The organism is Sphingobacterium sp. GVS05A (assembly GCF_019969845.1).
Classification (GTDB): Bacteria; Bacteroidota; Bacteroidia; order Sphingobacteriales; family Sphingobacteriaceae; genus Sphingobacterium.
Genome location: NZ_JAHXYR010000001.1, coordinates 119864 through 133378 on the forward strand (window position 1 = coordinate 119864; position 13515 = coordinate 133378).

A 13515-nucleotide genomic window follows, 5' to 3' on the forward strand; every position below is an offset into this window, starting at 1 on the left:
TAAATTAGAAGGTTAGGTAAGCGCCAAAAACATAATTCGGTGTACGATAGCCGCCTAGCATATATTTTGCGTTGCTGGATTTGGTAAACATGGCTACATTTTCAGCGTTGAACTGTAACCTCGCCTGCGCCAGGCGCATCTTTTTGACCCAGTCAGCCGGTAGGCGATAAGCTAGACTAATGTTGCGGATTTGTATATTACGGGCATCAAGTACATTGATGTCTGCATATTGGTAGATGGTACCACTTGCTGAGTTGTAAAGATTTATCTCTTCTGGAAACACCAACCGAGGAATATCGGTCTTCAATTCATCGCCTTCCTGTTGCCAACGATTGCGAATATCTTTGTTCATCGGTGCAAGGGTTGTGAATGTCAGATAATTGCCGATACCCATATAAGGTAGATCTGCATTTCTGATCTTATGACCGCCTTCGTAGGTGAGCATCATTGAAAAATCAAAGTTTTTGTACGAAAGGCTATTTGTCCAGGAAAGTGTATGTGTAGGTACCTTCGAACCGGCATATACAATCGATTCCAACGTCGTCGGAGTTTGTGTGGTTTTGTTTCCATTTTCATCATACACTTGCGGTATTCCCTGCTGATCGAGTCCGGCCCATTTGTAGGCATAAATCGCCTGGTATGGATTTCCTATACGGGGATAGGCATCGGGGTAATCCAATTGTAGGATATAAAATGGCGCTTTGACATTGACATAGGTCACTTTGTTCTTGTTATAGGCATAAAGTACACTGCTGTTCCAGCTAAAATCTTTGTTCTGCAGGATATTGGCGTTTAATGTCAGTTCCAAGCCATGATTGGTCATCTGGCCATTATTGATGGCATAGGTTGAATAGCCAAAACCTTCCGTGGGTACACCCATGGTGGAGGCGAAGAGGTCTTTCCCTTGTTTTCGATAGTAATCCAGGCTTCCAGAAATACGATTTCTGAACAAACCGAAATCCATCCCAACATTCGTAGTGGTTGTTTTTTCCCACGAAAGTGACGGATTGGGACGGCCCGAGATTGTCCCTTGTGTTCCCCCGACGTGAGAATTGGTATTGTAATACGCTGTCATAAAAGGAGCAACATTTTGCAATATATTACCGCCGATACCATACGAAGTTCTTAGCTTAAGCTGATTTAACCAGTCCAGTTGCATGAAATTTTCCTCATTCAGATTCCATCCGGCACCCACGGACCATATCGGTTTGTTCTGATATTTTGAGCTTGTTCCCCATAAGTTTGATCTGTCCCAGCGCAAGCTTCCCGTGAGGAGGTATTTTTTCGAATAGGCATAGCCAACATTCCCATAAAAGGAAATAAAGCGATTGATAGATTCGTATTGACTGGCATAGTCATAATTTTGATTGAAAGAACCCACTGTACCTATTTTCGGATCGAGCATGGTATAGGTGAGCGCATCGGGATCAAAATTGTAGAGATTTTGAAGCTGAGAACGCATGCGGTTGTTCTTAATCTCGCTACCCAATATGGCATTCAGGCTGTGTCTTTCGCCAAAGTCCTTGTCAATATTGATCTGTTGCCTAAAATTAAATGCATTATTCTTGAGATCCGTTGTCTTATTGATATTGCCATTGGGCATCATCAGTGTCGCTTTTCCATCCGCAATTAACGCGAATTGATTGACTCTCGATCGTGTATAATAGGAGTTTTTACCATAAAGAAGCTCGAATTTCTTATTGCTGATCTCATACTGAAAAGAGGCCGAATAGCTGAGCCAGTCTGCAATCTTTGCATTCAATTTGATGAAACTTCGGTTGGAGAAACCATTCGACTGTTCGATATTGTTTTTTATCTCGTCCAATGGCGTGATGTCCAGTGTATTCAGGCCATACTGTTTGATACTGTTGATATTTGCCAGACTCATGTAATCGGCCATGTAAGCGGTATAATTGCTGCCGTCGCTATTTTTTAATGGATTGTAAGGCAGAAAAGAAAATCCGGGCGCTAGCGCATCATAAGTCTGTCTGTCATCATCCGCATAGTTGAGAAATGAGCTCATTTCTACTTCCAACCATTTGTTGATCTGGGTGATATTCCGGAGATTGATACCCAGATTTTGGTTTTTACTGAAACGGTCTTCCAGGAGGTCCTTTTTGTAGGTCGTCGAAAAGTAGAATTTGCTCTTTTCCGTACCATTGGAAAGGTTCAGGTTGTACTGCTGGGAAAAAGGACTCCGCTTGGCATACTTGGCTACATCGTCATAATAACGATAACCCTGTTGGGAGAGACGGTCTAGCTCGGCATTCATTTCAGATTCATTGATCTGACCGGCGTATTTTTTGAGGATGGTGCGAATACCAAGGCTTCTGTAAGACATATCGTCTAACGTACTTTGCGCCTGCGCTGGCGTCATTGTTTTTAAATTTGGGTTTTTCGCTGCCCATTCCCGTTCGATTCCGATCATATCCGCGGATGATGCCAGACGATCCGTATTAAAATAATAGGGGCTATGTGTCAGCGTTGCTGAAACATTGATTTCAGTCCCTTTATTTTTTCCCTTTTTTGTGACGATAATAACAACTCCATTGGCCGCGCGTGCGCCATAAATAGATGCTGCAGCTGCATCTTTTAAGACGGTAATGGACGCTATATCTTCCAAATTGAGGTCGGGGAGATTTTCTACTACATTGCCATTGAAATTCATGCTTGTATTGTCTACTGGAAAACCATCGATAACATACAGAGGTAAGGTAACTCCCTTCATAGAGGTTGTTCCGCGAAGTAGGCCATTATGGTAACCTGCAATACGGCCTTCTAGCAAGCTTCCTAGGTTGTTGAGCCGCTGCTGCTGCAGGCTATTTTTCGGTAGGCTGGAGAATGCCCCTGTAGCACGTTCTTTGGCAATGGTCTGATAGCCCGTATTGATGGTCACATCAACTTCCGAAAGACTGGTATTGCTTGGCTTGAGTACGATCGTAGCCAATTCTTCATTCGCATTGATTTCAAGGGTCTCGTAACCCAAGAATGATACAGCTAGCGTGGCGCTACGCTGCGGTGAAGTCAGCTCAAACCGTCCGTTTTGATTAGACTTTGTCGAGATATTCGTGTTTTTAATTTTCACCGTAGCACCACTGAGCGGGATTCCGGCAGCATTTGAAATTTGTCCCTGCAATTTGTACTGCTGGCTTGGCGCTGACGGTGCTGTAGAAATTGATTTTCTGGCAGGTGCATTTTTTAATAAAATGGTTTTTTTGACAATCTTGTACTGGATGTTGTTGGCTGTAAATGTCGCGTCCAGGGCTTCCTTGAGCGAGACATCGTTGAGACGAAGTTTAACCTTTGGAATAGTTAGCTGTGCCTCATCATAGACAAAATGATAGGCCGATTGTTTTTCAATCTGTTTCATGACAGAAAGAGCTGATTCGTTATTGGCCTGGATGTTAATCTGGCCGAAACTGTAGGAACTGCACAGTACGGAAAAGCCATAGAGTAGCACGGCCCTGGCTTTTTTGTTAAGCCTGGACGAATAGGTTTGTTTCATAGTAGGTGTGGGGTTAAGTTATCTGTTTATGCTATTGTTTTTTAAGGGTTAAATACACTTTATTGTTTTTCATGTGGCCTTGGATGTCAAAATAAGAAAGGATCTGCATGACATCGTCAAGATTGACGTTTCGAGGGATTTCTCCTGTTATCAGGCGGTTTTCGGCAGCTGTCTGGTCAACGACAAAGTCAATATTATACCAGCGTTCCAATTCGCGGACAATATTTTTTACCGAGCTCCGTCTGAAGCTGAAAAGTCCATTTTTCCAGGCGGTAATACCGCTGATATCCGTGTTTTCCTTTTGTAGATTTGTCTGTGCTAAGGTTTGCTGTCCAGGTTGTAAGATCAGTGATTGCTGCTCTTTATTTTTGCGCGTGACTTTTACCTTTCCATGGACCAGCGTGGTGATGGGCGTGGCATTGTCCGCGTAACTTTGGATATTAAATCCCGTACCCAGCACTTGGATTTCATCGTTCCCAACGTTAACTTTAAATGGTTTTTTCGCGTTGTGCGCAACTTCAAAATAAGCTTCCCCTTTTAAAATGACGGATCGTTCATTGGTGCCAAATTTGGCTGGGTAACTGATGGTTGATCCGGCATTGAGCCATATTTTGGTGCCATCTTCCAGTTGAACTTGAAATTGTCCACCACGTGGTGTCTGCAGTGTGATCATCTGATTGCCCGCAGCAGTGCTGAGGTCGAGATTGCCCGTATTCAGCTGTACCATGCCATCCCTATTGATCAGTTTGTCTTGTTGACCCAATGCAATTACCTCGCCATTGGGAAGGTGGAGGGTAGCTTGGTCATGCCCCGGTTTTATTGCGGCAAATAGTTCGGCAGCATGTTGCGTTTCTTTTTCGGAAAGCTGTTGCTGTGTATACTTATACATGCCAAATGCTGAGCTGAGAATGATGAGCGCTGCTGCAGCATATTTCCATACCGAAATACGTTTTTCTTTTTGTGGAAATAAATTCCGATCCATCGCATCAAGTTGCTCCTGAACAAATTGATCGTCCAATATCTCGAGTGAACGATTTGCTTTGTGCAGATAGAAGCTATGAATGATCCGCAGTTCTTCGGGGGACGCTGTCCCCGATTTATATTTCCGGAATATTTCTTTTAGTGTTTCTTTCTCCATGCATTAGGCCGATAGCCATAAGTAGGCTATCTAATTGTAATGACGGCCAAACAGGGAAAAGGGAGTATAAAAAAAATAAAAAAAATGATCAGAAAAAAAAGAAAGAACCAAATTTCGTGCGCAGTATCCGTAAGGCATTATGTACCTGCTTTTTAATTGTTTTCTCGGAAGTAGATAAGAGCGCACTGATTTCTTTATAACTATGGCCCTGCTCGCGGTTGAGTTCAAAAACCTCCCTGGTGCGGGGCGACAGTTTACTCTTTTCCCGTTCGATCATAGCGGCAAGTTCTTTTTCTAAGAGGAAGTCATCCGTGTAGCAGATGCCCTGCTCTACAAAGGATAAGGTATCTTCCCGATATTTTTCGACTACCTCCTGATGGCTAAAATAGTCTAGTATTTTATTGCGGATGGATTTGATCAGATACGGTTCGAGCGACTGGCTGATTTCAATGGATGCTCTTTTATTCCAGAGCACAAGGAAAATGTCCTGAACGATATCCTTGCTAAGTTCGCTGTCCTGGGTCATTCGATAAGCATGGCGAAACAGGAGTTCTTTATAACGATCGAACAATTCCTTGTAGGCTAACGCATCGTTGGCCTTTACAAGTTGGAAGAGTGTCTCTTCGTTTAAATTGTGGTAATCGTACTGCACCGGGTTGTTGAGTTGATACTAGTTTGTAGAGCTAATTTAGGACATTGTTTTCAAAAATAAAAAACGAAAGTTTTAAAGCCTATCCTTCGATTTCGCGTTTACTTCATTTTTTCTTTGTTCATTGACCCAATTCGTTGATGGCCTCATCCGCCTATAGAGGGATGAGACCGTAAGCGAGTATCATTTTGTTTTTCTAAGTATTAGCATGCTGGTAGAAGAAGGAATTTCGTAACGATTGAGTTTATCTTTTTTGATTCCTTCAATTTCATAGCCACTTTCCGGATTGACTGTAAGTAAAATATTTGGAACCATAGCCGATTGATTTGTATTAAAATTTAACACCACACTTTTATCCTTTTGATTGTATTTTAGTGTTTCGATTTCTCCGGCATCAGTGGTCAACCATAGATTTTCTTTTGCCAAGAAAATGCGGCCTTTGGAAGCTGTTTTTATGACTACTTCGATGTTATCTTTATCTTTTTTAAGATTACCGCTAAATGCCAGCCAGCCAAATTCTGGATGTTCTACGATATAAGTGCCTGAATTGACCGCATAGCCATAGAAGCCGGTACCGTAATCGCCCGATATACCATCGTTAGCTAATGTAGCTGGGTAAGAATGGAATGCTGCGGGACCAAAGCCATCTGCAGTGACATTGGCCAATGCGCCCATCATACCAGCATGACCTACACGAAGGAGGTAGAAATCCTGGGGATGGTCACGGTATGCTGTTAATACTGGAATGGCATTGAGTGCCGATCCATAATGATGAAGTTGGCGTTCGATACGTGATAATTTTCCGCCATAGACAAAATCCCAGTAGCGACGGGCACTACCGTTGTACCCCCAATGCGGCAGGGTAGGCATATACGCTAGAATAGCATTTAAAGTAACCCGGGTTTTGTCGTCAAAACCAAAGTAACGTGACCATAAATAGACTTCTTCCTGACCTGTTGAATCCCAAGGCATTTCGCTGCCGAATGGGTAATCAAGGCTTTTCCAGTGTTCGGTACGTTGGCGCATCACAGTTTCCAGTTTATTGACCGCCTCGGTCAGGCCCTCACGTCGCAGATCCTGGAGGATAAGCAAAAATATACTGCCTTCCATCTGTCCGAATTGGGCATAGTAAGGGGCTTTTTCGATCATCGCCATACTGGTTTGAAACGCACGGTCTAAATAGACATCCCAGCTTTCTTCCTGTACCAAATGGTGATAATTGCGGGCTAGCCTGTACATGACCCAATGTGCTGCTGCAACATGGGGATAGTTGTAGGAGCGTCCGATGTTGTCTGCTTCTTTTTTCGGCCATGCAGACCAGGTCTTCCAGTTGATGGTTGTCTGGTAGGTGCCTGCTGGCATAGCATCAGGTTCATAATAAAATAAACTTTTGACCACCCCGTATTTTTGATCGCCTTCCTTGTGCTGAATACGGCCATACATCGTTTCATTGACGAAACGTTTCAATTTTGCGATCTCTGTGCGATTTGGCTGCAAGATCTGCTTCATAATAGCAGCCAGCCAACTGGCCGCTCCAGCTTCATCGCTTAAACCGGCATACCAAGCGCGTTGCTCTTGGGTGACCAATTTTTTGTCTTCATAATCATAACTGATCACAGCGGGCGACCGTCCAAAAAGGTCTTTGTCATTTTCGTACCACTGGGTGGTCGTTAAGAAATTGCCAAGATCATTGACGACATCTTTTTCGGACTTAATAACTTTATATTGAATAGTTTGTTCGGTGCCATCCTGATAGGTAATGGTCAGGCGTGCACGTCCCCATTGTTGACCTTTGACCTCATAGTGATGCCATTGCTGTGGTGTGTCTTTTAGCTTGCGAAGACTTAGAGCGCCCTCCGGATAGACAGCAATGTTTTTAATGGCTCTGTTATGCTTGATAAACAATTTGACAGGATTATCTAATGGAACGACATAGCCGGGAGCTCCGATGGCCACAGGTCTATTATTTTTTAGAAGTGTATTTTCAATTTCTTTGATACTTGGAGCTAGTACAAACTTGAGGGCAAATGTTTTTGATTCATTGGGTTTTAATAGGGTTGAAGTTGGTGTGTTCCATTGTTCTACTCCTTTCCATGCTGTTTCGGCAAGTGCTTTACTGTGGATCATCCACTCATGGAAACCTTCGAACGTAATACTTCTGGGCGTAGGGTCATCAAGTAAGGGGCTGTAAGCTTCAAATCCGGCATTGCCGTAAGGGAGCACCAATAAGCTCGGGCCATTTCCATGCAGATGGTTCACTTGGAGATAACCGGCATCTTTGCCGATATAGGGATCGAAGAATACATTTTGTGCATGCGCCTGGTTTAGATTTTTGTAATCCATATTATTATTGAAAGGAAGAGGTATACCTAAAGCCCCGATTTCAATAGCTTGATGGGTGGGATTTGTTAGTTGAAATTTCAGGATAAGATCGCCCCCCACATTCTCCCAGCTGCGCTTAACTTGTAAGGGAATGTCACCTAATGTTGAACTGATGTCAGCAGCAGCTAAGATCGTTTTGGATGGAGCCAATGCGATGACCTTCTTGCGTTCTTTGGCTGAAGAATAATTAGACCAATGTGTTTCTCCCTGACGCTTAAGACTGATGTTTATGTCACCAATATGGAAAAAACCGTTGCGGTCCCGCTTCGCTAACATTTCCACAGGCGTATAATCGAATGCAGCATCACCATGTACCTGTTGAAAAGCTGATAAAGTCTGTGAGTGATTGAGCACCTTTATTTTGAGCTGCGCTAAAGCAAAGCTTTTAGATCCTTGATCGATACCCAAAGTCGCAGGTTGGCTTTTAGTAGCTTTCCATACGGGATGCTCCTCCTGTTGGCTAAATGCGGAATTGGTCGGTAGGATATAGAGTAAGGTAATGAGGATATAGTAATTATTCTTTAAATTCATTTTGTTAGGTTTATAAATTTATTATTCTTTACGGATCAGAGCGTGAACTAATACAAAGTTGATCGATTAGGATCTTTTTTAATTGCCAGATTTTAACCTAATACATTACGTTTTTGATATTTCTACCGGACGAGTTGTTTTGTAAACTACTAAATACTAAATTTAGTGTATAAATGACGTTTATTAAAAAAACATTTTAACCTTAAACGATTCTAATTTATGAAACCAATTCAAGACCAAGTTCCTATTCCCAAAGATAGGACTGTTTTTATTCAGAAGGATGTGTTGGATAAGTTTTATCTTTATTTGCACCGTCATGAGGAGTATCAGTTAATCTGGATCAAGGAGGGAACAGGACAGCTATTATAGAAACCTTTTTTACGAATAGATTATTAAATGTCAATATCCTGTAAGTAATGATTAAAAGCCGGTTAGTTTGGTGTTTTTATAGTTGCTTTCTTTGAACAAGAAAAATTTAAATTACATAATTAAAGACCAACTATGGCTGAATTAAATTGGAAGGGTGTATACCCGGCAGTATTGACTCCCTTTAAAGAGAACGGTGAGATTGACTTTGATATGTTTGCGAAGAATACAGAAGCACAGATCAAAGCCGGGGTACATGGTATTATCATTGCGGGATCATTGGGCGATGCCGCCGTACTGGATACGGATGAAAAGTTTGAATTATTGACTTTCGCAAGACAGGTTGTTGCTGGTCGGGTACCCGTTATACTGAATATTACAGAAAATACAACAAAAAATGCGGTTAATTTTGCTATTAAAGCAAAAGAACTAGGTGCAGATGGGTTAATGTTATTGCCACCTATGCGCTATCGGGCTGATGACCGTGAAGTTGTCACTTATTTTAAGGCAGTAGCGAATGCGACAGATCTGCCCATACTAATTTATAATAATCCGGTTGATTATGCAGTATTTGTATCACCCGCCATGTTTGATGAATTGAAAGATTGCCCGACGATTGCTGCGGTAAAAGAATCTACCCGGGATCTGACAAATATAACCCGGATGAAAAATCAATTTGGTGACCGCTTTAAAATATTGGGTGGTGTGGATACAATCTCTTTGGAATCAATAGTTGTGGGTGCTGACGGATGGGTTTTTGGTTTGGTGGATGCTTTTCCTAATGAAACTGTTGCAATGTATAATTATGCCGTTAATGGTGATTACGATAAGGCATTGGAAATCTATCGTTGGTTTATGCCTTTGCTGGAACTGGATATTCACCCCAAACTTATTCAATATATTAAGCTCGCAGCAACAGCCGAAGGAATAGGTACTCCGCATCTTCGTGCACCTCGGCTTCCGTTAATTGGCGAAGAAGCGGAAAGGATCCACAAAGTGATTGCTGATGGTATTGCCAGTCGCCCGCGCTTAAATTAAAATCTACGGATTAATAAGCATGTAAAAGCCTGCGGGCGATCAGTGGATACTATTCGCCTAAAGGTTATTTTTATAAAGAAAAAACGGAATAAATAATGAATCAATCAGAAGCATTTTTGGATGAGCGTGTTCGCATGGCCGCAGAAGCATTTCAATTTTTGAAATCTACTACGGTTGCCCAACGTGCCGCTTTTATGCATGCCGTTGCAGATAAAATTGAAGGATTAGGCGCCGAGTTGCTGGAGACTGCCCATGCGGAAACGGCATTGCCTTTGCCCCGGCTTACAGGGGAAAAGGCTCGTACGGTTGGCCAGTGGCGCACTTATGCCAATGCGGTCGCTTCGGGAATTTATGCCGAAGCCCGCATCGACTTAGCAAATAGTGAAACAGGTAAAAGTGATATCCGGAAGTCTAATGTGGGGATAGGGCCCGTTGTCGTCTTTGGAGCAAGCAACTTTCCTTTTGCTTTTTCTACGGCTGGCGGCGATACGGCGAGTGCTATCGGGGCGGGCTGTCCGGTGATCGTCAAGGGCCATTCGGGACATACCCAGACATCGACGATCATGGCTGAAGCAATAACCGCTGTGATCAAAGAAATTGGATGGCCGGAGGGCGTGTTTAGCCATATTCTTGGAAATAATATCGAAGGCACTGATACAAAAATAGGGGCCTACCTGACTGCCCACCCGCTTGTCAAAGCTGTGGGATTTACGGGCTCATATTGGGGCGGGAAGGCCCTGTTTGATATTGCCAATCAGCGGGAAGAACCGATACCGGTATTTGCCGAGATGGGAAGTATCAATCCGGTATTTGCCTTTACACATCTCTTAGCAGATCGCGCAGAAGTTCTCGCGCAGGAATACGCGGCTTCGCTGACTTTGGGTGTGGGGCAGTTCTGTACCAATCCCGGGGTATTCGTAGCGGTAAAAGGGGATGGTCTGGAGCGTTTCAAAAAAGCGCTTGCATCAGCCATCGTTGCTACGGCACCGGCTACAATGCTCAATACAGGCATCTATGCGCATTATGAGAAAAATAAAACAACCTTAAGTAGCCAGGCGGATGTGGCTATCATCGCCGAATCGGGTATAGCTGCTGCCCAAGGGCAGGGAAGTCCTGCTGTGGTCAGTACCTCAGCCGGCAATTTCTTGAAAAACCGAGTATTGAGCGAGGAAGTTTTTGGCCCTTTTGCGGTAGTGGTAGAAGCCGAAAATGATGCTGAAGTATTGGCTATCGCGCGGCAACTTAAAGGACAATTGACGATTACAATTGCAGCGACCAAGGAGGATGTGAAAGAACATCAGGATATTATTCATGTGGTGAAAGATAAAGCCGGGCGTATCTTATTTAATGGCATGCCTACTGGTGTAGAAGTGGTCTATGCGATGCAGCATGGTGGCCCTTTTCCTTCTTGTACCGATCCGAGGTTTACCTCGGTAGGGCCGGATTCGGTGAAGCGCTTTGTGCGTCCTTTAGCTTTTCAGAATTGGCCAGATGAATTTTTGCCAGAAGAGTTAAAAAATGAAAACCCATTGGGTATCGCTCGCATCGTGGATGGTGCTGTGGTGACAACAAAAAGTATTTAGGATAATTTGTATCGCAACTGATGAAGAAAACATTTTTTTGTATTGATTCCCATACCTGTGGTTGCCCTGTGCGGTTGGTGGCAGGAGGAGCTCCGGTCTTGAACGGAAGCTCAATGATGGAACGCCGGCTGCACTTTATGGAAGAATATGACTGGATTCGGAAAGGATTGATGTTTGAACCGCGCGGTCATGATATGATGAGCGGTAGTATTCTTTATCCTCCAACAGACCCTAATAATGATACGGGCGTGCTTTATATCGAAACAAGCGGATGTCTTCCGATGTGTGGGCATGGTACAATCGGTACCGTGACGCTAGCAATCGAAGAGGGTTTGGTCATTCCAAAAGTACCGGGTAAGCTGCGTCTGGAAACACCCGCGGGATTAATCCTTATTGATTATGTACAAGAAGGTCCAAAAGTCAAAACGGTTAAGCTGACGAATGTGAAGTCTTTCCTCTATAAAGAAGCACTGACGGTGCAGTGCCCTGATCTGGGGGAGATTGTAGCTGACGTTGCCTATGGTGGAAATTTCTATGCCATCATTGATCCTCAGAAAAATTTTGGGGATATCAGTGATTTTTCGGCGAGCCAGCTCATTCATTATGGAAAAATTATCCGTCGCCTACTCAATGAGAAAACAGATTTTATTCATCCCGAAGATGAAAATATATATGGTCTTAGCCATATTCAATGGACCGGAAAACCAACGAAAGAAAATTCTACAGGAAGAAATGCGGTGTTGGTAGGCGAAAATGCATTGGATAGGTCTCCCTGCGGTACGGGCACTTCTGCGCGCATGGCACAGTGGTATGCCAAAGGGAAGTTAAAAAAAGGCGATGAGTTTGTTCATGAGAGTTACATAGGTTCGCAATTCGTCGGTCGTATTGAACAGGAAACGACGATATCCGAGCGGGCGGCCATCATTCCTTCGGTGGAAGGCTGGGCACGAATGACGGGATATAGTCAGATCATTATTGATGATGAAGATCCCTATAAAGAAGGATTTCAGGTTATGTAATTACTATTAAAATATCAAAAAACGTGTCAACAAAGAATAAAGGAAAAGTTGCTGTCATAGGTGCAGGTATCGCAGGATTGTCTAGCGCGTATTACCTCTTGCGGGATGGCTGGGAAGTTCAGATTTTAGAGAAAGGTGACGGACAGGACAATTGTTCCTACGGTAACGCAGGAATGATCGTTCCCAGTCATTTCACTCCATTGGCAGCGCCGGGCATCGTGGCACAAGGTGTAAAATGGATGTTGAACAGCAAAAGTCCATTTTACGTCAGACCCGCATTGAATTTTTCACTGATCGATTGGGGATTGAAATTCCTGAAACATGCCAATGAAAAACATGTCCACCGAAATGCAGCCGCGATACGTGATCTGAATCTTGCCAGTAGCCGGTCATATGATGAATTGGCCCAACAGGAAGGCTTTGATTTTGAGCTTAGGCAAAATGGGATTATGATGCTCTACAAATCTAACCATGTCGCACACGAAGAAATTGAGCTGGCAGAAAAGGCCCAAAACTTGGGCCTGGATGTGGAAGTTTTTGATCAAGCGGGTATTCAGGCCTTAGAGCCTAATCTCCGAATGGATACGATCGGCGGTATTTTATACAAATGTGACGGTATCTTATATCCGCCCCAATTGATGAAAATGTTGACAGACTACCTGCTTGCTCATGGCGTGCAGATCAACTATCAGACGGAGGTAACAGGTTTCAGATTTTCAGGCAAAAAGGTCTCCGAAATCGTTACGTCAAAAGGAGCATTTCATGCCGATGAAATTGTCGTAACCGGGGGAGCAGCGCTACCTGCATTGGCTTCGAAACTACACTTGAAATTGCCTTTGATGCCCGGCAAGGGGTATTCTTTCATGTATGATACAACAGACAATAACCGGATGATACATGCAGCCCTGCTATTGGAGGCTCGTGTAGCGGTGACGCCCATGAATAATCAGATTCGTTTTAGTGGAACCATGGAATTAGGCCCTGCCAATGATAAGATATACCCTAATCGTGTCAAAGGTATCGTCGAATCTATCCCTAAATATTTCCCGGATCTAAAGGTCGATTATCCGAAGGATATCTGGTTTGGTTACAGACCATGTTCACCGGATGGGCTTCCTTATTTGGGCAGAACTTCCAAATACAGCAATGTCAGCATTGCGGGGGCGGGCGGTATGATGGGGCTGAGCCTTGGACCTGCTTACGGAAAAGCTATCACGGCCTTATTGTCCGGCAAAGCCACGGAAACGGATATCTCAGGCTTTAGTCCGGATCGGTTTCAATAGACACATATAAACCGATAAACC

Annotated in this window: 9 protein-coding genes; 5 read left to right on the forward strand and 4 right to left on the reverse strand. The window is 43.6% G+C overall.

The genetic code is table 11. The features are described 5' to 3' along the window. Window positions 1-4: 4 nt before the first annotated feature. The 4 genes from LC454_RS00565 to LC454_RS00580 all read right to left on the reverse strand — a co-directional run bounded on the left by LC454_RS00565 (window position 5) and on the right by LC454_RS00580 (window position 8205). Window positions 5-3505, reverse strand: coding sequence for a SusC/RagA family TonB-linked outer membrane protein (locus LC454_RS00565; RefSeq protein ID WP_223578013.1), 3501 nt, complete (start codon window positions 3503-3505; stop codon window positions 5-7). A 31-nt stretch (window positions 3506-3536) separates the two neighbouring features. Continuing rightward, window positions 3537-4643, reverse strand: a complete 1107-nt coding sequence (locus LC454_RS00570) for a FecR family protein (RefSeq protein ID WP_223578015.1) — start codon at window positions 4641-4643, stop codon at window positions 3537-3539. A gap of 88 nt (window positions 4644-4731) precedes the next feature. Continuing rightward, window positions 4732-5295: an RNA polymerase sigma factor gene (locus LC454_RS00575; protein WP_223578017.1), complete on the reverse strand. Its 564-nt coding sequence runs from the start codon at window positions 5293-5295 to the stop codon at window positions 4732-4734. A 180-nt stretch (window positions 5296-5475) separates the two neighbouring features. Further along, the gene (locus LC454_RS00580) at window positions 5476-8205 is read right to left on the reverse strand and encodes a DUF5695 domain-containing protein (protein WP_223578019.1); all 2730 of its coding nucleotides are present in this window, start codon (window positions 8203-8205) and stop codon (window positions 5476-5478) included. 219 nt (window positions 8206-8424) lie between these two features. Here LC454_RS00580 and LC454_RS00585 point away from each other — a divergent pair, with 219 nt between their 5' ends. From LC454_RS00585 to LC454_RS00605, 5 genes are all read left to right on the forward strand, one after another. Further along, a complete protein-coding gene (locus tag LC454_RS00585) occupies window positions 8425-8574 on the forward strand; it encodes a hypothetical protein (protein ID WP_223578021.1) in 150 nt (49 codons plus the stop codon). A gap of 132 nt (window positions 8575-8706) precedes the next feature. After that, on the forward strand, window positions 8707-9609 hold the full coding sequence (locus LC454_RS00590) for a dihydrodipicolinate synthase family protein (RefSeq protein WP_223578023.1): 903 nt from the start codon (window positions 8707-8709) through the stop codon (window positions 9607-9609). Window positions 9610-9704: 95 nt separating this feature from the next. Next, window positions 9705-11192 carry an aldehyde dehydrogenase (NADP(+)) gene (locus LC454_RS00595; protein WP_223578025.1) on the forward strand — a complete coding sequence of 496 codons (1488 nt, stop codon included), beginning with the start codon at window positions 9705-9707 and terminating at the stop codon, window positions 11190-11192. 20 nt (window positions 11193-11212) lie between these two features. After that, window positions 11213-12211, forward strand: coding sequence for a 4-hydroxyproline epimerase (locus LC454_RS00600; RefSeq protein ID WP_223578027.1), 999 nt, complete (start codon window positions 11213-11215; stop codon window positions 12209-12211). A gap of 23 nt (window positions 12212-12234) precedes the next feature. Beyond that, window positions 12235-13494: an NAD(P)/FAD-dependent oxidoreductase gene (locus tag LC454_RS00605; RefSeq protein ID WP_223578029.1), complete on the forward strand. Its 1260-nt coding sequence runs from the start codon at window positions 12235-12237 to the stop codon at window positions 13492-13494. The last annotated feature ends 21 nt before the right edge of the window (window positions 13495-13515 follow it).